Genomic DNA, 24,338 nt, shown 5'->3' on the forward strand with positions numbered 1-24,338 from the left:
CATTCACGAGGCCGGCAAATCAGCCTGCTCATTCTTGCCGCGCTCTGGATGATGGCGATTGCGCGCTCCGGCGTTTCCGGCGAGCTCATCTTGAAGATGCATCCCGCCTATTCTCGTCGCGCCTTGGAATGGCAGATTCTGCAGCATGTCATCATTCACAATTCTCTGCCGAAGATATTGACCGGTGCAGGCAGAATTTCTGCGTCCTGTGACGTAGCCGCGCGGCGCCAGATACATGAAATGTTTCACAGCAGGAGGTTGCGAACTGGCGTTTCGCGCCGATATTCTTTGTCTTGTGACCGATGCGGGGGAAGGAAAATGAACGATCAACCGAGTGCCATGGGGTCGGAGGAAATCGACCAGGCGCCATTCTCGATCGTCATGACCAACCCCAATCTCGACGACGATCCGATCACTTACGTCAACGACGCCTTTCAGAGAATGACGCTTTACAGCCGCGCATTCGCGCTGGGGCGGAATTGCCGTTTTCTGCAGGGCGACCAGACCCAACCCGAAGAGGTCGAGGCTCTGCGCGAGGGGCTGCGACGGGGCGAGGAATTTCAGACCACCATCACCAATCACAAGGCCGATGGCACGGTCTTTCGCAATCAGCTTCTGATCGCACCGATCAAGGGCGCCGATGGCGAGGTCACGGCCTATTTCAGCGTCCAGCGGGATATCGGCCCGCCGCCTGAGGCCAGCGACATCGATGCGTCGGCGGAGGATTCGCTCGCCCTGCTGCGCGAGCTGCAGCACCGGGTGAAGAACCACCTCGGCCTCGTCGTCTCGATGATCCGCGTGCAGGCGAGCCGGAAGGTGACACCGGATTCGCTGCGCGCCGTGGGCCGAAGGGTCGAGGCGCTGGCGCTGCTCTATGAGGAGCTCTTCGCAGCCAGCACCCGGACGGGGCCGGGGGAGCTGATGCATGTCGGCGGCTATCTCAGCCGTATCGTGGCCGTCGTCACCGGCCTGGAGGGTGGCAGCGCGATCCGCGTCAATGTCGATTGCGACGAGGTCGACCTGCCGGTCGATCAGGCGGCGCGGCTGGGGCTGCTGCTCTCGGAGCTGCTGACCAACGCGCTGGAACATGCCTTCGCGGGCCGCGACCGTGGCAGCGTGTCTGTGGAGTTCCATGAGCTGCCGGAGGGCGGGGTGCGACTGGTCGTGGCGGATGACGGCATCGGCTTGCCCGAGGGCAGCAACTGGCCCTTCGATGCCCGCAGCGTCGCCGCGCAGCGCGAGCAGGCCAAAAGCGAGGGCGGCACGCTCGACACGACCGGCCACCACGGCCATTCGGGCGTGGGCGGCAGCATCATCACGGCGCTCACCCAGACGCTTGGTGCCAGCCTAGACGTTCAGTCAGGCGAGGGCGGCACGCGGGTGACGGTGGACTTCGTTCCGGCGGAATAGCGGGTCATTCGCTGTAGTGCCGGTGAGCCTGGTATGTGGGGAAACACCAGTGGCAGCCCGTAGGGGAATCGAACCCCTCTTTCCAGGTTGAAAACCTGGCGTCCTAACCGATAGACGAACGGGCCACGTTTGGCGTGCGGCGTGATCTAGCTAAAGCGTTTTGCCTCCGCAAGAGGGTTTCGCGGAAAAATCGGTTCACGCTGGCGCAGCGTCATCGAGCATGAGCTGCGCGCTGGTGCGGCCGTTCCAATGGTTCAGTTCTAGCCGCCCGGCGAGGTGGAAGCGCTGACCGGCATGACGCATGAGCGCGAGGCCGAGGTTGCTGTCGATCTGGCCGAAGCCGATGGCGCCGAGCCGCGTGTTGCCCTCGCCGATTGTCAGCTTCAGATGCCCGTCGCCCACCTGGCGCGCATCGAGGATGCGGCAATCGGGCAGGGCGAACCGCGGGGCAGGGGCCGAGGCGCCGAAGGGGCCGGCACCGGCGAGGCGGGCGATCAGCTCCGGCGTCGCCGCGGTGGGCAATACCAGCCCGTCGAGTCGCAGCAGGCGGGGGCCTTGCGCGCCGGCGCCCTGGGCGGCCAGCAGCTCGGTGAGGCGGGCCATGGCCGGCTCGAGCTGCTCGCGGCTGAGCGTGAGGCCGGCGGCCATGCGGTGGCCTCCGCCCCGGGCGATCAGCCCCTCCTGCGCGAGGCGCTGCATGGCGGCGCCGATATCGATGCCGGGCACCGAGCGGGCGGAGCCCTTGCCCTCGTCGCCGTCGAAGCCGATCACGACAGAGGGCCTGTCCGCCGTCTCCTTCAGCCGGGCCGCCACGATGCCGACGACGCCGGGATGCCAGCCCTCGCCGCCGGCCCAGGCGAGCGGCGCCTCCAGGCCACGCGCTTCGGCCTGGGCGAGGGCGGCGGCGCGCACGGCGGCCTCGATCTCGCGGCGCTCGCGGTTGAGCCCGTCGAGCCGGTCGGCGAGCGCGGCGGCCTCGGCGGGATCTTCCGTGGAGAGGAGGCGGGCACCCAGATCGGCCCGCCCGACGCGGCCGCCAGCGTTGATGCGGGGGCCGAGCACGTAGCCGAGGTGATAATCCGTCGGCGCCGTCGCCACCCCGGCGGCATCGGCCAGCGCGGCGAGGCCTGGGCGCTCGCGGCGGGCCATCACCTGCAGGCCGGTGCGCACGAAGGCGCGGTTGACGCCGATCAGGGGCGCCACGTCGGCCACCGTGGCCAGCGCGACGAGGTCGAGCAGGCCCATGAGGTCGGGGCCGGGCGGCAGGCCCGCGTCGCGCCGCTGGCGACGGGCCTCCACCAGCATCAGGAAGACCACCCCGGCGGCACAGAGATGGCCGAGATCGCCGCTCTCGTCCTGCCGGTTGGGGTTCACGACGGCCAGCGCCTCGGGCAGGGTCTCGCCGCCGAGGTGGTGGTCGAGGATGACGACATCGGCGCCTTCGGCGGCGGCGACCGGGCCATGGCTGAGCGTGCCGCAATCGACGCAGACGATCAGGTCGTGATTGGCGGCGAGGCGCTCCATCGCCGGCTCGTTGGGGCCGTACCCCTCGTCGATGCGGTCGGGGATGTAGAGCGTGGCCTCGCGGCCGAGCCCGCGCAGCCAGACGAGGAGCAGGGCGGCAGAGGCAGCGCCGTCGACGTCGTAATCGGCGAAGATGGCGATGCGCTCGCCGGCGGTGACGGCGCGGTTCACCCGGGCGGCGGCGCGCTCCATGTCCTTCATCAGGCGCGGGTCGGGCATGAGGTCGCGCAGCTTGGGGTCGAGGAAGCCTGGCACCTCTTCGGCCGGCACCTTGCAGCGGGCGAGGATGGCGGCGAGGGGCAGGGGCAGGGCATGCGCCTGGGCGAGGGTCTCGGCGGCCCGGCGCGACATCTCGTCCGGCCCCGCCCAGGGCCGGCCCGACAGCGACGACGACACTCCGAGGAAGGCTTCCATGGGGTCTCTCTAACCCTTGGGGGCCGGGGCGCAAGCGGTGGGAGGGGCGGGCGTCGCGCCGCCGCTCTCTCCGCTCGTGCCCTATTCATTCAGGCGGAAGGCGCAGGATGTTGCGCGAGCTCCCGCGGCCACCGCTATGCGCCCAGCCCGGTGCGCGCCGCAGGCGCAGGGCGAGCGCCGGCCCGTCCCGCGGGCTGGCGCTCTGGCTGAGCTGGGTGCGGAGCGGGCCGCGGGGCGGGGCGTTGCGGGCATAAAGCGCGGTAGCGGAGCCGTGGGAGCGCCACCCCACGAGCCGGCGCTCGCCCCGCGTGCGGGCCGGGGCGGGGGGATGAGAGTGGGACATGCCCAGCTTCGCCGTTTTGTCTTAGTGGGCTGCCCGCTCTGCGGGGCAGAGAGGGCGCGGCGGGCTGAAGCCCGCCCTACGGTGCCGCGCCGGGGCCAGGCCGACCAGCGCGCCCGGCCATCCCCCGCTCCACCGCATCCTCGGCACTGGCCAGCCCTCCGCCCCGGCGTTAAGACGCGCGGAGCTTTGAGGAATCGTACCATGCCCGCCCAGCCGCAGCCCGGCCTGATGGAGATCGCCCTCTACCAGGGCGGCCAGAGCGCCATTGCAGGGCGCTCCGACGTGCTCAAACTGTCGTCCAACGAGAACCCGCTCGGCCCCCCGCCCTCGGCGCAGCAGGCCATCGCCGCCGCCGCCGCCCGCGCGCACATCTATCCGCCGACCGATCACGCTGCCCTCCGCGCCGCCATCGCCGAGGTGCACGGGCTCGACCCCGCCCGCATCATCTGCGGCGTCGGCTCTGACGAGGTGCTGCAATTCGTGACGCAAGCCTATGCAGGGCCGGGCGACGAGATCATCCACACCGAGCACGGCTTCTCGATGTACCCGATCCTGGCCCGCATGGCCGGCGCCACGCCCGTCTGCGTGCCCGAGACCGAGCGGCGGGTCGACCCTGCCGCCATCCTCGCCGCCATCACGCCCCGCACCCGCATCGTGCTGCTGACCAACCCCGGCAACCCCACCGGCACCCTGCTGCCGGAGGAGGAGCTGGCCGAGCTGGCCGATGCCCTGCCGGAGGATGTGATCCTCGTGCTCGACGCGGCCTATATCGAATATGCCGGCGGCCATGACGGCGGCATGAGCCTTGCCGCCAGCCGGCCCAACGTGCTGGTCACGCGCACCTTCTCCAAGCTCTACGGGCTCGGCGGGTTGCGCATCGGCTGGGGCTATGCGGCGGCGGAGATGATCGACGTGCTCAATCGCATCCGCCAGCCCTTCAACCTCTCCGGCATCCAGCTCGCCGCCGCCGAGGCCGCCGTGCGTGATCGCGCCTGGGTGGAAGACTGCGTCGCCCTCAACGCCGCTCAGCGGGCGCGGCTGACTGGCGCGCTGCGTCAGCTCGGCCTGGCCGCCGACGACAGCGCCGCCAATTTCGTGCTGGCCCGCTTTGCCAGCGCCGAAGAGGCCGTCTCTGCCGATGCCGCGCTGCAGGCCGAGGGCATCATCGTGCGCCGGGTGGCAGGCTACGGCTTCCCCGAGGGGCTGCGCATCACGGTGGGCGACGAGGCGGGCACGGGCCGGGTGATCGCGGCCCTGACGGATTGGAGGCAGGCGTGAGCGTCATCTACGATAAGGTCGCGCTGATCGGCCTCGGCCTGATCGCCGGCTCGATGGCCCATGCCATGCGCCGCGCCGGCCTCGCCGGCACCATCACCGGCTATGCCCGCTCGCCCGAAACCCGCGCCACCGCCCGCGAGATCGGGCTGGTGGACGAGGTCGCCGAGACGGCGGCGGAGGCGGCCGAGGGCGCCGACCTCGTCATCCTCGCCGTGCCTGTCGGCGCCATGGGGGCCGTGGCCGAAGAAATCGCGCCGGTGCTGAAGCCCGGCGCCACCGTCAGCGATGTCGGCTCGGTCAAGCAGGCGGTGATCGCCGCCGTCGGCCCGCATATCCCCGAGGGCGTGCATTTCATCCCTGCCCACCCGCTGGCCGGAACGGAGCATTCCGGCCCGCGCTCCGGCTTCGCCGAGCTCTTCGACAACCGCTGGACGATCCTCGTCCCCGAAGGTGCCGACCGGGCCGCCGCAGACCGGCTGGAGCGGTTCTGGACAGGCCTCGGCGCGAATGTCGAAGAGATGGACGCCGCCCACCACGACCTCGTGCTGGCCGTGACGAGCCACACCCCGCACCTCATCGCCTACACGATGGTCGGCGTGGCGGATGACCTCAGCCGCGTGACCGACAGCGAGGTCATCAAGTTCTCCGCCGCCGGCTTCCGCGATTTCACTCGTATCGCGGCCTCCGACCCGACGATGTGGCGCGATGTCTTCCTCACCAACAAGGAAGCGACGCTGGAGATCCTCGGCCGCTTCACCGAGGAGCTCTTCGCCCTGCAGCGCGCGATCCGCACCGGCGACGGCGAGCTGCTGCACGATTACTTCACGCGCACCCGCGCCATCCGCCGCGGCATCATCGATGCCGGCCAGGATACCGCCGCGCCGAACTTCGGGCGCACGCCCTCGAAGAAGGACGGGACCGCGGGATGACGCGCCTCGCCCCGCTGCTGGCCCTCATGCTGCTCGCCGCCCATCCGGCAGCCGCCCAGGAGGAGAGCCAGCTGGCCCCGCAGGCCGCGCTCCGCCCCGAACAGCGCCCCGCGCCCGAGCCGCCGGCCCGCCCGGCCACGCGCCCGGATGAGGCAGAGGCGCCAGTCTCCGCCATGCGCGCCGCAATTCCGCTGGCCGCCCTGGCGGACGATCAGCGGCGCGCGGCGCAGGCTGCCGCGGCCGAGCAACCCGCGCCCGCCGCAGAAGCCGCCCCGGCCAACCCCGCCATCGACCCGGCGCTGATCGCAGAGGTGCCCGTCCCGGCCCCCGCCCAGCTCGCGGCAGAGGCGGAGTTCTTCGACGAGCCGGCGGCCGAGGACCTGGCCCACGGCGTCGCCAACGCGCCCTATCAGCGGCGCGAGACCTTCTTCGCCCCCACCGGCGATCTCGCGCCCGCCCCGCAGCTCTCTCCGGCCCCCGCTCCGGCGGCCCGGGCAGACGATGCGCCCCTCGTCACGCTCGTGCCCGCGCCGGTGGCCGAGCCGCCGCAGAATCCGGTGCTGGAAGAGCTCGCCCTCCGCGCTCCTGGCCTCGAAGAGGTGCCCTTCGGCCCGCATCAGCGCCCCGAGCCGCGCGAACAGCCCATGGCCAGTGCCCCCGGCCGCCCCGAACTTCGGCCCGAGCGGGCGCTGGCCGCCGTGCCGCTGCCCGACCCGGAGATGCCCGCCGAGCTGCCGAACGGCGAGCCTGCCCCGGCCATGCCCGAGCTCTCGGCCCTTGCCGTCGCCAAGGCCTATCGCCCGCCCGAGCGCCCGGCAGAGATCACCCGCGTTGCGCTGGAGCAGCGGGCGTTGCGCGAGCGCGGCGCCGTCTGCGGCAATGTCGACATCCAGGGCGACCGGCTGGGCAATGTGCCCGGCCCCGGCTCCTGCGGCGTGACCGATGCGGTGCAGGTGCGCTCCGTCGGTGGCATCCGCCTCTCCTATCCCGCCACGATGGATTGCCGCACCGCCGAGACGCTCAACGCCTGGGTGCAGCGCGTCGCCATCCCCACTTTATCTGGCCGGGGCGGCGGGCTGGCGGGGCTGTCGATCATGGGCGATTATTCCTGCCGGGGCCGCAATGGCGACCCGAGCGCCCGCCTGTCGGAACATGCCTTCGGCCATGCGATCGACATCGGCGGGTTCACCCTGCGCGACGGCACCTCGATCTCGGTGCTGCGCAACTGGGGCGGCTCGTCGTTCGGCAGCGAGCTGCGGGCCCTGCACAGCAATGCCTGCGGAATCTTCGGCACCGTCCTCGGCCCCACGGCGAATGCGGCGCACCGCGATCACTTCCATTTCGACACGGCCCGCTACCGCTCCGGCAGCTATTGCCGCTGACAGGCGGGTGTCAGGACTGAGGCAGAGCCTGCAACACCTGCTGCGAGGAAGCTCGGCGTCCGCAAGCACAAGCGCCGTGCGCGCCATTTTCTTGTCCGGCAGCCTGTCGTAGGGGACCGCCATGACATACGATCTGATTGTGCTCGGCGCCGGAGCTGCCGGTCTGATGGCCGCCGCGACAGCGGGGCAGGGCGGGGCCCGGGTGCTCCTGCTCGATCATGCCGACAAGGCAGGCAAGAAGATCCTGATCTCAGGCGGCGGCCGCTGCAACTTCACCAATATGGGCGTCGAGGCAGACTGCTTCCTCTCACAGAACCCGCATTTCGCCAAATCCGCGCTCGCCCGGTATACGCAGTGGGATTTCCTCGGGCTGATCGACCGCTACGGGATCGCCTGGCATGAGAAGACGCTGGGGCAGCTCTTCTGCGATGGCTCCGCGCGGCAGGTCGTGGCGATGCTTCTGGAGGAATGCGCCCGGGGCCATGTCGAGATCCGCCTGTCGACCGAAATCGGGGAAATCGGCCATGGCGACGGGCTCTTCCGCGTGGCCGGCGCGTCGGCCCGGCAGCTGGTCATCGCAACCGGCGGCCCCTCGATCCCGAAGATGGGGGCCACCGGCATCGCCTACCAGATCGCCGGGCGCTTCGGCCTGCCTGTCGTGCCGCCAAGGCCGGCCCTCGTGCCCATGACACTGGGGCCGGACGCGCAGGCCTTCCGCGAGATTTCCGGCGTGTCGACACCGGTGACGGCAAGGACCGGCGGGGCCGCCTTTTCCGAGGCCGCGCTCTTCACACACCGTGGGCTCTCGGGGCCGGCCATCCTTCAGGCCTCCTCTTACTGGACGCCCGGGGCGCCGCTCGTGCTGACCGTGCTCGAGAAGGCCGAAGAGATCCTGCGCGAGGCGCGGCGGCACTCGCCGCGCAGCCGGCTGCGCTCCGTGCTGAGCGACCATCTTCCGAACCGCCTGGCGGAGGTTCTGGCCGCGCGCATCGGGCTGGAGACGGAGATGGGCAACGCGTCCGATCAGGACATCGGGCGCGTTGCCGCAGAGCTGCAGCAGCTGACCTTCCATCCGACCGGCACCGAGGGCTATGCCAAGGCCGAGGTCACGGCGGGCGGCATCTCAACCGACGCGCTCTCGTCGCGCACGATGGAGGCGAAGGCGGTTCCGGGGCTCTATGCCATCGGCGAGGCGGTCGATGTCACGGGCTGGCTCGGAGGCTATAATTTCCAATGGGCGTGGTCTTCGGGATGGGCCGCCGGACAAGCGGTTTGCGAACGGCGCGGTCGCTGAGAGCGTTGAATGGCATGGATGCATCCCCCGCTGGCCGGTGGGCCGGTGGGCATCGTCAGCAGCAGCCCGTGCCAAAGAGACGAACGTCGATACCTCCCCTGGGAAAGCCCGCTCCGTCCCGCGTAGCCGACCTTTCTCAGCCCGCGCGCAGCGACCGGTAAAGGCAGGGCGCTCCAGAAACGCCCAGATGACCCGCATGTCCGAACTTCATCCGCACAGCGTCCAACAGTAAGGCGCGCCCCTCTTCCCTCTCGCTTTTCTCCAAATATCCCGGGGGTCTGGGGGCAGCGCCCCCAGGCACATCCGCCTGCCCGAGATCCCGCCTCAGCGGGGCGGAAACAGCACCGGCGCCGGCGCGAAGGCGGGCAGGGGGCCGATGCTCATCCGCCCGTTCGTGAAGACCAGCGGCACCTCCAGCCGGCTCTCGTCGCCCTGCGCCAGGGCGCGGGCCGCCGCTTCCCAGGTGCCTTTCAGGCGCTCGTCCACGAGCCCGGCATCGGTGGCGAGGTCGAGCGCGAGGGGCCAGTTGGTGAGCACCAGGTCGATCCGCCCCTCCGGCCGCCCGTCGGGGCGGATGGTGACGGTGCCGCTGGCCGCGGCGCTGGCCTCGCCCCAGACGATCTCGACCTCGCGCAGGCTGGCGCTCTCCACCTCTGGCTCGGCGCTGGCGCGGGCGGCGATGGGGCCGGAGAGGCCGAGCGTGACATCGGCGCGGAGCGAGGCGATCTCGTCCGGCATCCGCTGCGCCGGGTCGAGCTGGCGGAGCAGCTCTGCGGGCAGGGCGAGCGGCGTGGCGGTGAGGTAGACGTCATAGGCGGCGCCATCCCCCTCCTCCGGCGTTGCGCCCTCGCGGAAGGCGAAGAGCAGATCGTCGGCCCGCGCCTGCCAGCTGCCGAGGGCGCCGCCGCCATCGAGCTGCACCCACGTGGCCTCCAGCGTTGCATGGTCGAGCGGCACGTCGAGCGCGGGGCGCACACCGGCCGAGGCGCGCATGCCCTCGCTGGTGATCTCGATGTCGCCGCCGGGCGTGCTGATGCTCTGCTCGGGCGCGAAGGCGGCGATGACGCGGTTGGGGCGGTAGGAGAGCGCCATGATCTGCAGGAAGGGCGAGGACCAGGCGATGCCGGCCTCCGGGTCTTCGGCCCGTGGCTCCGTCAGGATGGTGTCGAAGCGCGAGGGGAAGCCGCGCACGCGCAGCTCGTCCCACTCCAGCGCCACACCCTCTTCGGCGAGGTTGGTCTGCAGCGCCTCGGCGCCGCGCGTCACGCCTGTGCGCCCGACAACCCAGTAGCCGGCGTAGAGCGCCGCGAGCACGAGGACCAGACCTGTGAGAAACCGCATCGCTCGCCTTTCGTCTTGCCTGCCGCTCCCTTACAAGCGCGCGCCATGGAGGGCCAGATGAGCTTGTGGGTGTTCGGCTACGGATCGCTGCTTTGGAATCCCGGTTTCACGCCGGAAGAGGCGGTGATCGCGCGTCTCGACGGGTTCGAGCGCAGCTTCTGCATGCTCTCGATCCACCATCGCGGCAGCGAGGAAGAGCCGGGCCTCGTGCTCGCGCTCGACGAGACCCCCGGCAGCACCTGCCACGGCCTGGCCCTGAAGGTGCCGGCCGCGGAGGAGGAGCCGGTGCTCGCTGCCCTGCGCGAGCGCGAGCTGATCTCCAGCGCCTATCAGGAGCGGCACCTGCCGCTGGTGCTGGAGGACGGGCGCGTCGTCACCGCAGTGACTTACGTGGTTGACCGGACGCACCGGCAGTACTGCCGCTACGATGCCGCGGTGCAGGTCGAGATGATCGCCCGGGCCAAAGGCGGGCGCGGGCCCAACAGCGAGTACCTTTTCAATACCGCCGCACACTTGGGCGAAATCGGCCTGGCAGACCCGGCGCTCGACGCGCTGGCCGAAAAGGTGCGCCAGTTGAGTGCCACACCTCCCTCGGATGCTGGCGGCGCCGGGCACTAGCCTTGCCATTTCACGGCTTTTCGCTTTGGTATCCGCAAGCCGGCCCCGTAATGTCGGCGTGAATGCCGAGGGGCAACCCGATGCCCTGTAGTATGAACGAGGCAGAGACGTTTTGAGTGCCCCCCGCGAGCCCGAGGCAGAGCCGCATTTCACGCAGCCCCTGCGCCAGATCGTGGCCATGGTCGCGGCGATCGTCGTCGTCGGCGCCGGCTGCTGGCTGGCCCTGCCGACCTTTCTGGCGATCTACGATGCCAACCCCTATCTGAACGGCGTCATCGCGCTGGTCTTCGTACTTGGCGTGCTGTCCTGCTTCCGGCAGGTCATCATGCTGATGTTCTCTGTCCGCTGGATCGAGGATTTCGCCAATACGCGCCACCAGGTCGGCCAGCCGCCCTCGCTGCTGGCGACGCTGGCAACGCTGCTGCGCAGCCGGGCCAGCCGGGTGCTGCAGCTTTCGACCGCCTCGTCGCAGACGATCCTCGATTCCATCGGCCAGCGGATCGACGAGCAGCGCGAGATCACCCGCTATCTCGGCAACACGTTGATTTTCCTCGGCCTTCTCGGTACATTCTACGGCCTCGCCACCACGGTGCCGGCGCTGGTCGACACCATCGGCTCGCTCAGCCCGCAGGAGGGGGAGAGCGGCACCGACATTTTCGAGCGGTTACAGGCGGGCTTGCAGGCGCAGCTCGGCGGCATGGGCACGGCCTTCTCCTCGTCGCTGCTCGGCCTTGCGGGCAGCCTGATCGTGGGCCTGCTGGAGCTCTTCACCACGCATGGGCAGAACCGCTTCTACCGCGAGCTCGAAGAGTGGATGTCTTCGATCACCCGCATCGGCTTTGCGGGCAACGATGAGCAGGGCGGCGGCGATGTGGCCGTGATGAGCCAGGTGGCCGACCGGCTCGCCGAGCAGATCGAGGCGCTGCAGGAGGTGTTCACCGCCACCGATATCGCCCGCACCGATACCGACAGGCGCCTCGCCGAGCTGACCACCGTGATCGGCGCGCTCGCGCAGAACATCGAAAGCCAGGATGCCTCCGCTCCGCTGGCCCGCGTGGCCGAGGCGCAGGAGAAGCTCTTGGAGCGGCTCGGCGATGCCGGCGAGGGCATGGACCCGGAGAGCCGCATGCGCCTGCGCTCGATCGACGTGCAATTGCTGCGGCTCCTCGAAGAGATGGTCGCCGGCCGGCAGGAGACGATGTCGGAGCTGCGCACCGATATCTCCAGCCTCACAAGGGCGCTCCGCCAGCAGAACAGGCCGCTGCGCGAGGTGCCGCGCGCCTCGGGCGATGAGAGCTGATGGCGCTTCGCCGTCGCAGCCAGCGCTTCAACGCCAATATCTGGCCGGGCTTCGTGGATGCGATGACCGGCCTTCTGCTGGTGCTGATGTTCGTGCTGACGGTGTTCACCGTCGTGCAATTCGTGCTCCGCGACACCATCACCGGCCAGGAGAGCGAGCTCGATGCCCTGTCGCTGGAGGTCGCCTCGCTGACGGATGCGCTGGGCCTGGCGCGCGACCGCAATGCCGAGCTGACCGATCAGGTCGGCACCTTGAACGCCTCGCTTGACGATCAGAACGCCCAGATCGCGCAGCAATCGGCGCTGATCGCCAGCCTAACGCAGGATCGCGACAGCGCCGAGGCCGCGCTGGAAGAGGCCGAGAACCGCATCACCGGCTTCGAGGCGCAGGTCGCGGGCCTGCTGACCCAGCGCAGCGAGAACCAGGCGCTGATCGCCGAGCTGCGCAGCAGCAGCGAAGAGGATGCCGCCACCATCGCCGGCCTGCAGGACGAGGCCGAGGGCACCGCCGCCCGCATCGCCGATCTCGAAGAAGCGCAGGCGCGGCTGATCTCCGAGGAAGAGGCGCTGCAATTGGCGCTGGCCCAGGCGCGCGACGAGATTTCCGAGGCGGATGAGAATGCCCGCCTCGCCGCCGCCCGCCGCGAGGCGATGGAGGCGCTGATCGCCGACCTGCAGCAAAGCCAGGACGCGGCGACGACGCAGATCGCCGATCTGCAGAGCACCAATGCCGATCTCAGCGACGAAGCCGCCCGGGCCGCCAATGCCATCGCCCAGCTCGAGGCCGACAAGGAAGATGCCGCCGCCCGCATCGCGGCCCTGCTGGAGGATGACGCGGCGACAGAGGACGAGCTGGCCCGCCTGCGCGCCGAGGGCGAAGAGGCCGATGCGCGCATCGAGGATCTGCTCGCCGCCGCCGCCCGCAATGCCGAGGCGCTGACCGACGAGGAGGAGGCCCGCCTCGCCGAGGCCGCCGCCGCCGAAGCCCTTCGTCAGCGGCTCGAAGATGCCGATGCCGAGCTGACCGCGATGTCGCTGGCGCTGGAAGAGCAGCGCCGCGAGGCCGAGGAGACGCTCACCCTGCTGTCCGCCGCCCGCGCTGCCCGCGACGATCTCGACACCCGCCTCGCCGAGGCCATCCTCGCCCGCACTCAGGCGGAAGAGGCCGCCGCGGCCGCGCAGGATGAGCAGGCCGAACTGGATGCAAGGCTGCTCGCGGCACTGGAGGTGCAGGACAGCACCGACGCGCAGCTGCAGGCCGCCGAGGCCGCGCTTGAAGCCTCCGACGCGCAGAGCGCCGATCTGACGACCCGCCTCGCCGCCGCCATTGCCTCGCGCGAAACCGCCGAGGGCGACCTCGCTGCCGCTGAGGAAGCGCTGCAAGCGGCGCTGGCAGAGGGCGAGGCCGCGCGCGCCGACATTCAGGAGCGTCTGGCCGCCGCTATCCTCGCCCGCCAGGCGGCGGAGACCGAGTTGGCCGCGCGCGGCGAACTTGGCGAGACGCAGGCCTCGCTGGAAGACCGCCTGCGCGCCGCGCTGCTGGAGCTGGAGGACACGCGCGACCAGGTGGCAAACCTGACGCAGGACCAGGCCCAGGCCGAGGAAGACCGCGCCGCGCTGCAGGCCCGCCTGTCGGCCGCACTGGCCGCGCAGCAAGAGGCCGAGACGCAGCTCAGCGAGGCCGAGCGCCAGGACAGGCTGCTCGCCCAGGCCCGCGAGGAGCTGAGCAATCAGGAGCAGCTGACGGAGGAAAGCCAGCTGCGCGTGACCGCACTCAACGAGCAGGTCGCCGCGCTGCGCGCCCAGCTTTCACAGCTCTCCACCGCGCTCGACCTGAAGGAGCAGGAGGCGGAGGATTCGGCGGCGCAGATCGAGAACCTCGGCTCCCGTCTCAACGCCGCCCTCGCCCGCGCCGCGCTGGAGGCGCAGCGCAGGGAGACGCTGGAAGAGAACGAACGCCAGCGGCTGGAGGATGAGGCACGCCTGTCGGCGGAAGAGGCGACGACGCTGGCCTCCTACCGATCGGAATTCTTCGGGCGGCTCCGCTCGATCCTCGAAGATGTCGACCGGGTGCAGATCGTCGGCGACCGCTTCATCTTCAACTCCGAGGTGCTGTTCCCGCCGGGCTCGGCCGAGCTGTCGGCCTCGGGCGAGGAAGACATTTCCGCCGTCGCCGAGATCCTGCGCCGCATCTCCGACGAGATCCCGCCCGAGATCGACTGGGTGATCCGCGTCGATGGCCATACCGACAACACGCCGATCTCCGGCACCTATGCCAGCAACTGGGAGCTGAGCCAGGCGCGCGCCCTGTCGGTGGTGCTCTACCTCATCAACGAAGAGGGCATCGCCCCCAACCGCCTGTCTGCCAACGGCTTTGGTGAATTCCAGCCCATCGCCGAGGGCGACAGCGACGAGGCCCGCGCGCTGAACCGCCGCATCGAGCTGAAGCTGACGGAGCGGTAGGGGCGGCCCCTCGGGCCTTGCCAGCGAGGTGGTGCGATCAGGAGGAGGGGGCGCAATGGCGACGGGTGACTTGCACAAATCTTGGATGTCGGCGTGTTCGGTCTAGGTCGGTCGCTCCGGCGTCGCCTGAGCGACCATGCTCATCGCACGAAGTTGCGCTACGAAGCCGCTCAGGCTGATGCGCTAGCCACCTTGAGTTCGGGGAATTTCGATGCCCCCACCTGGTGGGGCGACAAGCGGCGCGAAGCGACCTTCCACACGGCGCTGCACGGTGCGCTGCTGGATGTCGGGCGTGATGAAGCCGAGGTTGCGGTGCTGCTCGAAGACGCTCACGCGGTGGCCGGCGCGGTCACCGCGGCCAAGGCCTACGAGCTGCGCGGCTTCAGCTTCAACGAGCAGATTGTCGGTGCGGCCGATGTGCTGGTGCTCGCCCTTGAGAAGGGTGTGTTCAGAGGAGTGCGGAAGGACGCCGCCATGCGTCGTGCCGCGACCGGGCTACAGAGCGCGGCCGAGCGTCTCGCTGCCGCCAATGCCCGCGCTGCAGAGGCCGAGACGAAGGAGCAGATCGCGGGCGTCTCGATCCCATGCCAGATTATCGAGGGGGAAAATCCCCGTGAGATCGCGGAGGCGCTCTATCCCGGCTTGCTAGCCGAGATGCCGGCGCCCTCTGCACGCCTGCGCTATCTCGTCGAAGAGGCGGACTGGCTGTGGGATTTGAATACGAGCGGCGCCGGCGAAGCACTGTCGGAATGCGGCCTCAGCGAGGTGGAGATTGTCGGCACTCGCGAAGAGCCGGGCATCCCCGCCAGTGACCGGCAGGCGCTGTTCTGGCTGCAGGACGATGCGCTTCCGGCCTTAGCCCGAGAGACAGGCGAGGCGGCGGCGCGGGCCGTGCGGATTGCACTCTACCGGCAGTTCTGCAGGCAGGATCGCTCAGGTCTCGATGACATGCGGCTGGCCCGTGCGGAGCGGGCCCTCGCCGCCGCGACTTCTGCCGGCGATGACCGGGCTGCCGCTCTCTGGGTGGCTGTTCTGGGAGGCCTGAGATCGCCAGGCCGGAAAGAGCCGGGGCAGCAGGGCGACGAGGACGACACGACGTTCTTTTTCTAAGCCGCCAGATTTCAGCCGGTGCTTCTAGCTGAATGGCTGAATCCAAACGGGGCGGGAGTTTCCTCCCGCCCCGTTTCATGTCGCTTGGTCTGGCTCACTCCGCCGTCAGCAGCGGCGGCTTGTTGCCCGAGAGGCGCTTGTTCTCCGGCGCCTCGTAGACGAGGGCGATCTTGCCGTCTTCGATGGTGACCGTGACGATGCCACCCTTCTGCAGCTTGCCGAAGAGAAGCTCTTCCGCCAGCGGCTTCTTGATGTGCTCCTGAATCACCCGGCCCAGCGGGCGGGCGCCCATCTTGTCGTCGTAGCCCTTCTCGGCCAGCCATTTGGCGGCTTCCGGCGTCAGCTCGATATGGACGTTGCGGTCCATCAGCTGGGCCTCGAGCTGCAGCACGAACTTCTCGACCACTTGCTCGATCACCGTCTGCGGCAGGCGGCCGAAGGAGATCACCGCATCCAGACGGTTGCGGAATTCCGGCGTGAACGTCCGCTCGATGGCGGCGGTATCCTCGCCCTCGCGGCGGTCACGGCCGAAGCCGATGGCCTCTTTCGATTGCTCCTGCGCGCCGGCGTTCGACGTCATGATCAGGATCACGTTGCGGAAGTCGACAGAGCGACCGTTGTGATCCGTCAGCGTGCCGTGGTCCATCACCTGCAAGAGGATGTTGAAGACATCCGGGTGCGCCTTCTCGATCTCGTCGAGCAGGAGCACACAATGCGGGTGCTGGTCGACGCCGTCCGTTAGAAGACCGCCCTGGTCGAAGCCCACATAGCCGGGCGGGGCACCGATGAGGCGCGAGACAGCGTGCTTCTCCATGTATTCCGACATGTCGAAGCGCAGCATCTCGACGCCCAGCGTGCTTGCCAGCTGTTTGGCCACCTCGGTTTTACCCACGCCGGTCGGGCCGGCGAAGAGGTAGTTGCCGATCGGCTTGTCCGGCTCGCGCAGGCCCGCCCGCGACAGCTTGATCGCGGAGGAGAGCGCCACGATGGCGTCATCCTGGCCGAAGACCACACGCTTCAGGCTGCCTTCGAGATCCTTCAGCACCTCTGCGTCATCCTTGCTGACGTTCTTCGGCGGGATGCGGGCGATCTTGGCGACGACGGCCTCGATCTCCTTGGTGCCGATGGTCTTGCGGCGCTTGCTTTCGGCCAGCAGGTGCTGGGCCGCGCCGGCTTCGTCGATCACGTCGATCGCCTTGTCGGGCAGCTTGCGGTCGTTGATGTAGCGGGCCGAAAGCTCCACCGCCGTCTTGATGGCATCGGAGGTGTAGCGGATGGCGTGATGCTCTTCGAAATAGGGCTTGAGGCCCTGAAGGATCTTCACCGCGTCTTCCACGCTCGGCTCGTTCACGTCGATCTTCTGGAACCGGCGGCTCAGCGCGCGGTCCTTCTCGAAGTGCTGGCGGAACTCCTTGTAGGTGGTGGAGCCCATGCAGCGCAGCTTGCCGCCCTGAAGCGCGGGCTTCAGGAGGTTGCTGGCGTCCATGGCCCCGCCGGAGGTGGCGCCGGCGCCGATGACCGTGTGGATCTCATCGATGAAGAGCACGGCGTCGGGATGCTCTTCGAGCTCCGTCACCACGGCCTTCAGCCGCTCTTCAAAGTCGCCGCGGTAGCGGGTGCCGGCCAGAAGCGCGCCCATGTCGAGCGAGAAGATGGTGGCGCCCGACAGAACCTCGGGCACTTCATCGCGCACGATCTTGTAGGCCAGACCTTCGGCAATCGCCGTTTTCCCGACGCCCGGGTCGCCCACGAGCAGCGGGTTGTTCTTGCGCCTGCGGCAGAGCACCTGAATGCAACGCTCCACCTCATGCGCGCGGCCGATGAGGGGATCGACATCCCCCTTGGTGGCCTTGGCATTCAGGTCGACGCAATATTTGGCCAGCGCGCTCTCCTTTTCATCGCTGGAGGAGGACGAGGCGCTCTCGCGCTCGTCTTCCTTGGACGGATCGGCCCCGGTGACAGGGCGGCTTTCGCCGAAAGCCGGATCCTTGGCGACGCCGTGCGCGATGAAGTTCACCGCGTCATAGCGCGTCATCTCCTGCTCCTGCAGGAAGTAGGCGGCATTCGACTCACGCTCGGCGAAGATCGCGACGAGCACGTTGGCGCCGGTCACCTCTGTGCGGCCGGAGGATTGAACATGGATGGCGGCGCGCTGAATCACGCGCTGGAACGCGGCCGTGGGCACGGCCTCGGACCCTTCGACATCCGTCACAAGGGTGGAGAGATCGTCCTCGATGAAGTCTTCGAGCGTCTTGCGAAGATCTTCGAGGTCGACGCTGCAGGCCCGCATCACGCGGGCAGCGTCGGGCTCGTCTACGAGGGCGAGGAGCAGATGCTCCAGCGTGGCCAGCTCGTGCCGGCGCGAATTCGCGAGGGCGAGGGCGGCATGGATGGATTGCTCAAGCGTTGTCGAAAAAGACGGCACAGGTTACGTGCTCCTCTGCTCGGGGCCTGGATGGGGGTAGGGCCCGTCCTGACCGTGGCCTTCAAGGTTTAAGGTTCGGTTCTTTCGGCGCATCTTCAAGAGAAAATTTAGACTCGGCAGTTCACGATTGGTGAGCGGGGGTGCAAAGGCACAGTTTCTCGGCATCGGGTTGAAGGGGCGACCGGGTGGTTAGAACCGATCCTTACGGCGGCGGATTTCGGCGAACACCTCGACATCGGTTGCATCCGCCATGTCGAGTGAGGATTTGATCTGCGGTGCGCCGGCCCGCAGGAACGGATTTGTCGCAAGCTCTTCCTTTAAAAGGGAAGGAACGGTGGCACGGCCCGCGGCGCGGGCCTCGTCGACCCGCTGCTTGCGAGAGATAAGGTCGCGATTGTCCGGTTCAATAGACATCGCGAACGCTGCGTTGGCGGCGGTGTACTCATGGCCCGAGTAGACCATCGTCTCCTCCGGCAGCGCGGCAAAGCGCTGCAGCGTCTCCCACATCTGCTCTGGCGTACCCTCGAACAGCCGCCCGCACCCCAGCGCCATCAGGCTGTCGGCCGAGAAAAGCGCGCCGGGGCCGGGCATGTAGAAGGCGATATGGCCGACGGTGTGGCCCGGCGCATCCATCACCTGCACCTCTTCTCCATAGAGATCGAAGGTCTCGCCCGGCGCGACCGAGCGGTCGAGCTTGGGCAGGCGGTGCGAATCCTGTGCGGCCCCGGTCACGCGGGCGCCATAGGCCTCGCGCAGCTCGTCCACCGCCTCGGTATGATCGCCGTGGTGATGGGTGATGAGGATATCGTCGAGCCCCCATCCGCGCTCTTCCAGCGCCGCGCGGATGGGCGCGGCCTCGGGTGCATCGACGAGCGCGGTGCGGCCAGAGGTCTCGTCATGCAGAAGGTAGAAGTAGTTGTCGCTGCGGGCCGGAAGGGTGGTGATGGTCATCGGCATGGTTTTCGGCTCCGGGCTTGCTTATGTTTCCTCAAGAGTGAGGGAGAGTGGCCGCGGCTTCAATGCACCTGGATGTGACCGACCTGCGCGACTTCTATTATCGCTCGGCTCTCGGCCGCGCGGCTCAGAAGGTCGTGCGGGGCGAGCTGCAGACGCTCTGGCCCGAGGCCAAGGGCCAGTATGTGCTCGGCTTCGGTTTCGCCGCGCCGCTGCTGCGGCCCTACCTGCAAGACGCGCGGCGGGTCATGGCGCTGATGCCGGCGCCGCAGGGCGTGATGCACTGGCCCGCTGGCATGCCAAACGTCTCTGTTCTTTGCGAGGAATCGCTCTGGCCGGTGGAAACGGGGGCCGTCGACAAACTGGTGCTGCTGCACGGGCTGGAGACGTCAGAGCGCCCGACGGCGCTGCTGGAAGAAGCCTGGCGCGTGCTTGGCCCTGGCGGGCGGGCGGTGTTCATCGTGCCGAACCGCGCGGGGCTTTGGTCGCGCTCGGATGCCACGCCCTTCGGCTACGGGCGGCCGTTCTCGATCGGCCAGCTCGAGGCAATGCTGCGGGCGCATGAATTCGAGCCGGGCAGGTCGCTGTCTACACTATACCAGCCGCCGAGCGTGCGGCGGAACTGGCGCAAGGCGGCGAACTTTCTGGAAAGCGCCGGCCGGCACATCCCCGTTTTCGCCGCGGGCGGCGTGCTGATCGTCGAAGCCACCAAGCAGACGAGCCAGCCCACGCGGCCCGGCCTGCCAGAGGCTGTGCGGCGGCCGCTGCGTGTGTTGGAAGGCATCGCGCAGCCCGAACCGGCCCGCCGTTCAGCGCCAGATGCGCGCTACCGGTAGGTCTTTGCGGAAAGCCATGACGAAAGCGCATGGCTTGGCCAAGAAACCTTTGGGCAACCCTGTTGCGGCACCCGGTTCCAACTGCTAAACGCGCCTTGATTTGACGGCCGGGCACCTTTGCCGGGCCTTTCCCGGATGCCCGACTCGCGCCCTTTGGGAGGGGGCGAACGGGCCTGCGCATCGGAAGAGGGGACGTGTCCGAATCTCATTCAGTTTCAGTAGGTATCGCCGCTCGCTATGCCTCTGCCGCCTATGACCTCGCTAGCGAGGCAGGCGGTATCGCCGCGCTTGAATCCGATGTCGACACGCTCGACACCGCTCTGGAAGAAAGTGCTGATTTTTCCGATCTGATCTCTTCGCCGATCTATTCGCGCGATGCGCAAGGCAAGGCGATCACCGCCCTGGCCAGCGCCATGGGCCTGACCGAGACCATGCGCAACGTGCTTGGCCTGATGGCTGCCAAGCGCCGCCTGTTCGTGCTGCCGGAGTTTCTGGACGCGCTGCGTGCCCGCATCGCCGACGAAAAGGGCGAAGTGACGGCCGAAGTGACCTCGGCCCAGCCGCTCAGCGAGGCGCAGCAGACGCGCCTGTCCGAGACGCTGGCCGAAAAATCCGGCAAGACCGTGAAGTTGAAAACCTCTGTCGATGAAAGCCTCATCGGCGGCATGATAGTGAAATTGGGCTCGAAGATGATCGACACCTCGATCTCCTCGAAGCTCTCCTCCCTGCAGAATTCCATGAAAGAGGCCCGGTAATGGCGATCCAAGCTGCGGAGATCTCCGCGATCCTCAAGGACCAGATCAAGAACTTCGGCCAGGAAGCCGAAGTCGCCGAAGTTGGCCGCGTGCTGAACGTTGGGGACGGCATCGCCCGTGTCCACGGGCTGGACAACATCCAGGCCGGCGAGATGGTCGAGTTTCCCGGTGGCATCCGCGGCATGGCGCTGAACCTCGAAACCGACAACGTCGGTGTCGTGATCTTCGGCTCTGACCAGGACATCAAGGAAGGCGACACGGTCAAGCGGACGAACTCGATCGTGGACGTCCCCGCCGGCATGGGCCTGCTCGGCCGCGTGCTCGACGGCCTTGGCAACCCGCTCGACGGCAAGGGCGCCGTTGAAGGCTCCGAGCGCCGCGTCGCCGACGTGAAAGCGCCGGGCATCATTCCGCGCAAATCCGTGCACGAGCCGATGGCCACCGGCCTGAAATCGGTCGACGCCATGATCCCGATCGGCCGTGGCCAGCGTGAGCTGATCATCGGTGACCGTCAGACCGGCAAGTCCGCCATCGCGATGGACACGATCCTCAACCAGAAGACGTACAACGACGCCGCCGGCGACAACGAGAGCGACAAGCTCTACTGCATCTACGTCGCCATCGGTCAGAAGCGCTCCACCGTCGCGCAGCTGGTGAAGCGTCTCGAAGCGACCGGCGCCATGGAATACTCCATCGTCGTGGCCGCGACCGCCTCTGACCCGGCGCCGATGCAGTTCATCGCGCCCTATGCCGCGACGGCCATGGCCGAGTACTTCCGCGACAACGGCAAGCACGCGCTCATCATCTACGATGACCTCTCCAAGCAGGCCGTCGCCTACCGCCAGATGTCGCTGCTCCTTCGCCGCCCGCCGGGCCGTGAAGCCTACCCGGGCGACGTGTTCTACCTGCACTCCCGCCTGCTGGAGCGGTCTGCCAAGCTGAACGAAGACCACGGCTCGGGCTCGCTGACGGCGCTGCCGATCATCGAAACGCAGGGCGGCGACGTCTCGGCCTTCATCCCGACCAACGTGATCTCGATCACCGACGGCCAGATCTTCCTTGAGACCGAGCTGTTCTTCCAGGGCATCCGCCCCGCCGTGAATACCGGCCTTTCGGTGAGCCGCGTCGGCTCGTCGGCCCAGACCTCTGCCATGAAGTCGGTCGCCGGCCCCGTGAAGCTGGAGCTCGCGCAGTACCGCGAGATGGCCGCTTTCGCGCAGTTCGGCTCCGACCTCGACGCCTCGACGCAGCGCCTGCTGAACCGCGGCGCCCGCCTGACCGAGCTGATGAAGCAGCCGCAGTATTCGCCGCTGACCAACGCCGAGATCGTCTGCGTCATCTACGCCGGTGTGAACGGTTACCTCGACAAGGTCGCCGTGCGCGACGTGTCGCGCTGGGAAGCCGGGCTGCTGAAGTTCATGCGCGGCCAGAAGTCGGACGTGCTTGATTACATCACGCGCGAAGACCCGAAGATCAAAGGCGAGGCCGAGGAAAAGCTGAAAGCCGCGATCGACGAATACGCCCGCGATTTCAGCTGATCCGGAACCATAAGGAGGACAGGGCATGCCCTCTCTGAAGGACCTCAAGAACCGGATCGAGTCCGTCAAATCGACGCGCAAGATCACCAAGGCCATGCAGATGGTCGCGGCGGCCAAACTCCGCCGCGCCCAGGAAGCAGCCGAGGCCGCGCGCCCCTATGCCGAACGCTTCAATGCCGTCATGGCGGGGCTGGCGGCCGGTGTGGGTGACAGCGACAGCGCGCCGAAGCTTCTGGCCGGCACGGGCAGCGACAAGACCCATCTGATCGTTGTGATGACGGCAGAGCGGGGCCTGTGCGGCGGCTTCAACGCCTCGATCGCGCGCAAAGCGCGGATTCGGGTCGAAGAGCTGCTGGCCGAAGGCAAAGAGGTGAAGATCCTCACCGTCGGCAAGAAGGGGCGCGATATGATGCGCCGCGACCTGGGCCATCTCTTCGTGGGCCATGTCGACCTCTCCGACGTCAAGCGTATCGGCTATGGCAACGCGCAGGAGATCGCGCGCGACATTCTCGACCGCTTCGCCAATGGCGAGTTCGACGTGGCGACGATCTTCTACGCCGTCTTCGAGAACGTCGTGACGCAGGTGCCGACCGCCAAGCAGATCATCCCCGCCGCCTTCGAGGAAGAAGAAGGGGACGAGGGGTCTTCTGGCGCGCTCTACGATTACGAGCCGTCGGAAGAGGCGATCCTTGCCGACCTGCTGCCACGCGGCGTGGCCACGCAGATCTTCACGGCTCTGCTGGAAAACAACGCCTCGTTCAACGGCGCGCAGATGAGCGCGATGGACAACGCCACGCGGAACGCGGGCGAGATGATCGACAAGCTGACCATCGAGTTCAACCGCTCGCGTCAGGCCGTCATCACCAACGAGCTGATCGAGATCATTTCGGGCGCCGAAGCGCTCTGACGACCCATCGGCGCGGGCCTAACCCCGCGCCGGCCACAACATCAGGCGCCCACGACGCAAGGGGCGGCCAAGAACCGGAGACGCAATCATGGCTGAATCTAAGGGCAAGATTACCCAGGTCATCGGCGCCGTGGTGGACGTGCAGTTCGACGATGAGCTGCCGGCCATTCTCAACGCGCTGACCACCGAGAACAACGGCAAGAAGCTGGTGCTCGAAGTGGCCCAGCATCTTGGCGAGAGCACCGTGCGCACCATCGCCATGGACGCCACCGAAGGCCTCGTGCGCGGCGCCGCCGTCACCGACACCGGGGCGCCGATCTCGGTGCCCGTGGGCACCGCCACGCTGGGCCGCATCCTTAATGTGATCGGCGAGCCGATCGACGAGAAGGGCCCCATCGAGGCCGAAGAGACCCGCGCCATCCACGCGCCGGCGCCGAACTTCGAAGACCAGTCCACCGAGGCTGAAGTGCTCGTGACCGGCATTAAGGTCATCGACCTGCTCGCCCCCTACGCCAAGGGCGGCAAGATCGGCCTCTTCGGCGGTGCCGGCGTGGGCAAGACGGTTCTCATCCAGGAGCTCATCAACAACATCGCCAAGGTGCACTCGGGCCTGTCCGTGTTCGCCGGCGTGGGTGAGCGCACCCGTGAGGGCAACGACCTCTACCACGAGATGATCGAATCCGGCGTTCTGAACACCGAGAACCTGCCGGAATCGAAGATCGCCCTGGTCTACGGCCAGATGAACGAACCGCCCGGCGCCCGTGCCCGCGTTGCCCTGACCGGCCTGACGCTGGCCGAGCAGTTCCGCGACTCGACCGGGACCGACGTTCTGTTCTTCGTGGACAACATCTTCCGCTTCACGCAGGCCGGCTCCGAGATGTCCGCCCTTCTGGGCCGCATCCCCTCTGCCGTGGGCTACCAGCCGACGCTGGCGACCGACATGGGCGCGATGCAGGAGCGGATTACCTCGACGAAGAACGGCTCGATCACCTCGATCCAGGCCGTCTATGTGCCCGCCGACGACCTTACCGACCCGGCGCCCGCCACCACCTTCGCCCACCTCGACGCCCGGACGGTGCTTTCCCGCGCCATCTCCGAGCTCGGCATCTACCCGGCCGTGGACCCGCTCGACAGCTCCTCGCGCCTGATGGACCCGCAGATCGTTGGCGAAGAGCACTACAACGTCGCCCGTGACGTGCAGGGTATCCTTCAGCGCTACAAGTCGCTGCAGGACATCATCGCCATTCTCGGAATGGACGAGCTCTCGGAAGAGGACAAGCTGACCGTGGCGCGCGCCCGGAAGATCCAGCGCTTCCTCTCGCAGCCCTTCGACGTGGCGCAGGTCTTCACCGGCTCCCCGGGCATCCAGGTGCCGCTGGAAGACACCATCGCCTCGTTCAAGGCCGTCGTCGCCGGTGAGTACGATCACCTGCCCGAAGGCGCCTTCTACATGGTCGGCGGCATCAAGGACGCCGTCGCCAAGGCCGAGAAAATGGCCGCCGCGGCCTAAGGAGGACT

General features: G+C 68.2%; 19 protein-coding genes and 1 tRNA gene. 14 read left to right on the plus strand and 6 right to left on the minus strand.

The window, feature by feature from the left end:
* Window positions 1–3: 3 nt before the first annotated feature.
* Window positions 4–249: a hypothetical protein gene (locus ACXN5S_RS12070; protein WP_458605682.1), complete on the minus strand. Its 246-nt coding sequence runs from the start codon at window positions 247–249 to the stop codon at window positions 4–6.
* Between the two features lie 69 nt (window positions 250–318).
* Between ACXN5S_RS12070 and ACXN5S_RS12075 the strand changes: the two genes are divergently transcribed.
* Entirely contained in the window at window positions 319–1,410 is a 1,092-nt protein-coding gene (locus tag ACXN5S_RS12075; RefSeq protein WP_458605683.1) for a PAS domain-containing protein, read from the plus strand.
* A gap of 50 nt (window positions 1,411–1,460) precedes the next feature.
* Here ACXN5S_RS12075 and ACXN5S_RS12080 read toward each other — a convergent pair.
* Window positions 1,461–1,535, minus strand: a tRNA-Glu gene (locus tag ACXN5S_RS12080).
* 70 nt (window positions 1,536–1,605) lie between these two features.
* Window positions 1,606–3,348 carry a single-stranded-DNA-specific exonuclease RecJ gene (gene recJ, locus ACXN5S_RS12085; RefSeq protein WP_458605684.1) on the minus strand — a complete coding sequence of 581 codons (1,743 nt, stop codon included), beginning with the start codon at window positions 3,346–3,348 and terminating at the stop codon, window positions 1,606–1,608.
* A gap of 544 nt (window positions 3,349–3,892) precedes the next feature.
* Here recJ and hisC point away from each other — a divergent pair.
* The 4 genes from hisC (at window position 3,893) to ACXN5S_RS12105 (ending at window position 8,574) form a co-directional block, all read left to right on the plus strand.
* Window positions 3,893–4,969: a histidinol-phosphate transaminase gene (gene hisC, locus ACXN5S_RS12090; protein ID WP_458605685.1), complete on the plus strand. Its 1,077-nt coding sequence runs from the start codon at window positions 3,893–3,895 to the stop codon at window positions 4,967–4,969.
* A complete protein-coding gene (locus ACXN5S_RS12095; protein ID WP_458605686.1) occupies window positions 4,966–5,898 on the plus strand; it encodes a prephenate/arogenate dehydrogenase family protein in 933 nt (310 codons plus the stop codon). Before hisC ends, ACXN5S_RS12095 begins: the two co-directional genes overlap by 4 nt.
* Window positions 5,895–7,280 carry an extensin-like domain-containing protein gene (locus ACXN5S_RS12100; RefSeq protein ID WP_458605687.1) on the plus strand — a complete coding sequence of 462 codons (1,386 nt, stop codon included), beginning with the start codon at window positions 5,895–5,897 and terminating at the stop codon, window positions 7,278–7,280. Before ACXN5S_RS12095 ends, ACXN5S_RS12100 begins: the two co-directional genes overlap by 4 nt.
* Window positions 7,281–7,401: 121 nt before the next feature.
* Window positions 7,402–8,574, plus strand: coding sequence for a BaiN/RdsA family NAD(P)/FAD-dependent oxidoreductase (locus ACXN5S_RS12105; RefSeq protein ID WP_458605688.1), 1,173 nt, complete (start codon window positions 7,402–7,404; stop codon window positions 8,572–8,574).
* A gap of 324 nt (window positions 8,575–8,898) precedes the next feature.
* Here ACXN5S_RS12105 and ACXN5S_RS12110 read toward each other — a convergent pair whose 3' ends face one another.
* Window positions 8,899–9,915 carry a DUF2125 domain-containing protein gene (locus ACXN5S_RS12110; protein WP_458605689.1) on the minus strand — a complete coding sequence of 339 codons (1,017 nt, stop codon included), beginning with the start codon at window positions 9,913–9,915 and terminating at the stop codon, window positions 8,899–8,901.
* A gap of 57 nt (window positions 9,916–9,972) precedes the next feature.
* Between ACXN5S_RS12110 and ACXN5S_RS12115 the strand changes: the two genes are divergently transcribed.
* From ACXN5S_RS12115 to ACXN5S_RS12130, 4 genes are all read left to right on the plus strand, one after another.
* Window positions 9,973–10,533, plus strand: coding sequence for a gamma-glutamylcyclotransferase (locus ACXN5S_RS12115; RefSeq protein WP_458605690.1), 561 nt, complete (start codon window positions 9,973–9,975; stop codon window positions 10,531–10,533).
* A gap of 178 nt (window positions 10,534–10,711) precedes the next feature.
* Complete coding sequence (locus tag ACXN5S_RS12120; RefSeq protein ID WP_458606047.1) at window positions 10,712–11,833, plus strand: biopolymer transporter ExbB; 1,122 nt, start codon at window positions 10,712–10,714, stop codon at window positions 11,831–11,833.
* Window positions 11,833–14,295, plus strand: coding sequence for a peptidoglycan -binding protein (locus ACXN5S_RS12125; protein ID WP_458605691.1), 2,463 nt, complete (start codon window positions 11,833–11,835; stop codon window positions 14,293–14,295). Before ACXN5S_RS12120 ends, ACXN5S_RS12125 begins: the two co-directional genes overlap by 1 nt.
* Window positions 14,296–14,448: 153 nt before the next feature.
* Entirely contained in the window at window positions 14,449–15,405 is a 957-nt protein-coding gene (locus ACXN5S_RS12130) for a hypothetical protein (protein ID WP_458605692.1), read from the plus strand.
* A gap of 94 nt (window positions 15,406–15,499) precedes the next feature.
* Here ACXN5S_RS12130 and clpA read toward each other — a convergent pair whose 3' ends face one another.
* Entirely contained in the window at window positions 15,500–17,830 is a 2,331-nt protein-coding gene (gene clpA, locus ACXN5S_RS12135) for an ATP-dependent Clp protease ATP-binding subunit ClpA (protein WP_458605693.1), read from the minus strand.
* 189 nt (window positions 17,831–18,019) lie between these two features.
* Window positions 18,020–18,787, minus strand: coding sequence for a hydroxyacylglutathione hydrolase (gene gloB / locus ACXN5S_RS12140; protein WP_458605694.1), 768 nt, complete (start codon window positions 18,785–18,787; stop codon window positions 18,020–18,022).
* A gap of 62 nt (window positions 18,788–18,849) precedes the next feature.
* Here gloB and ACXN5S_RS12145 point away from each other — a divergent pair, with 62 nt between their 5' ends.
* The 5 genes from ACXN5S_RS12145 to atpD all read left to right on the plus strand — a co-directional run bounded on the left by ACXN5S_RS12145 (window position 18,850) and on the right by atpD (window position 24,330).
* Window positions 18,850–19,620 carry a methyltransferase domain-containing protein gene (locus ACXN5S_RS12145; RefSeq protein WP_458605695.1) on the plus strand — a complete coding sequence of 257 codons (771 nt, stop codon included), beginning with the start codon at window positions 18,850–18,852 and terminating at the stop codon, window positions 19,618–19,620.
* A gap of 194 nt (window positions 19,621–19,814) precedes the next feature.
* Window positions 19,815–20,375, plus strand: coding sequence for a F0F1 ATP synthase subunit delta (locus ACXN5S_RS12150; RefSeq protein ID WP_458605696.1), 561 nt, complete (start codon window positions 19,815–19,817; stop codon window positions 20,373–20,375).
* Window positions 20,375–21,913 carry a F0F1 ATP synthase subunit alpha gene (gene atpA, locus ACXN5S_RS12155; RefSeq protein ID WP_458605697.1) on the plus strand — a complete coding sequence of 513 codons (1,539 nt, stop codon included), beginning with the start codon at window positions 20,375–20,377 and terminating at the stop codon, window positions 21,911–21,913. The genes ACXN5S_RS12150 and atpA overlap by 1 nt, the downstream gene beginning before the upstream one ends.
* A gap of 25 nt (window positions 21,914–21,938) precedes the next feature.
* A complete protein-coding gene (locus ACXN5S_RS12160; RefSeq protein ID WP_458605698.1) occupies window positions 21,939–22,820 on the plus strand; it encodes a F0F1 ATP synthase subunit gamma in 882 nt (293 codons plus the stop codon).
* An 88-nt stretch (window positions 22,821–22,908) separates the two neighbouring features.
* Entirely contained in the window at window positions 22,909–24,330 is a 1,422-nt protein-coding gene (gene atpD / locus ACXN5S_RS12165) for a F0F1 ATP synthase subunit beta (RefSeq protein WP_458605699.1), read from the plus strand.
* Window positions 24,331–24,338: the final 8 nt, after the last annotated feature.

The organism is Pseudoroseicyclus sp. H15 (assembly GCF_054353345.1).

Coding starts and splice junctions, on each gene's coding strand:
- gloB (WP_458605694.1), bottom strand. CDS start 18,787: ATGCCGATGACCATCACCACCCTTCCGGCCCGCAGCGACAACTACTTC.
- ACXN5S_RS12145 (WP_458605695.1), top strand. CDS start 18,850: ATGCACCTGGATGTGACCGACCTGCGCGACTTCTATTATCGCTCGGCT.
- ACXN5S_RS12105 (WP_458605688.1), top strand. CDS start 7,402: ATGACATACGATCTGATTGTGCTCGGCGCCGGAGCTGCCGGTCTGATG.
- atpD (WP_458605699.1), top strand. CDS start 22,909: ATGGCTGAATCTAAGGGCAAGATTACCCAGGTCATCGGCGCCGTGGTG.
- ACXN5S_RS12125 (WP_458605691.1), top strand. CDS start 11,833: ATGGCGCTTCGCCGTCGCAGCCAGCGCTTCAACGCCAATATCTGGCCG.
- hisC (WP_458605685.1), top strand. CDS start 3,893: ATGCCCGCCCAGCCGCAGCCCGGCCTGATGGAGATCGCCCTCTACCAG.
- recJ (WP_458605684.1), bottom strand. CDS start 3,348: ATGGAAGCCTTCCTCGGAGTGTCGTCGTCGCTGTCGGGCCGGCCCTGG.
- atpA (WP_458605697.1), top strand. CDS start 20,375: ATGGCGATCCAAGCTGCGGAGATCTCCGCGATCCTCAAGGACCAGATC.
- ACXN5S_RS12110 (WP_458605689.1), bottom strand. CDS start 9,915: ATGCGGTTTCTCACAGGTCTGGTCCTCGTGCTCGCGGCGCTCTACGCC.
- ACXN5S_RS12115 (WP_458605690.1), top strand. CDS start 9,973: ATGAGCTTGTGGGTGTTCGGCTACGGATCGCTGCTTTGGAATCCCGGT.
- ACXN5S_RS12075 (WP_458605683.1), top strand. CDS start 319: ATGAACGATCAACCGAGTGCCATGGGGTCGGAGGAAATCGACCAGGCG.
- ACXN5S_RS12120 (WP_458606047.1), top strand. CDS start 10,712: ATGGTCGCGGCGATCGTCGTCGTCGGCGCCGGCTGCTGGCTGGCCCTG.
- ACXN5S_RS12160 (WP_458605698.1), top strand. CDS start 21,939: ATGCCCTCTCTGAAGGACCTCAAGAACCGGATCGAGTCCGTCAAATCG.
- ACXN5S_RS12100 (WP_458605687.1), top strand. CDS start 5,895: ATGACGCGCCTCGCCCCGCTGCTGGCCCTCATGCTGCTCGCCGCCCAT.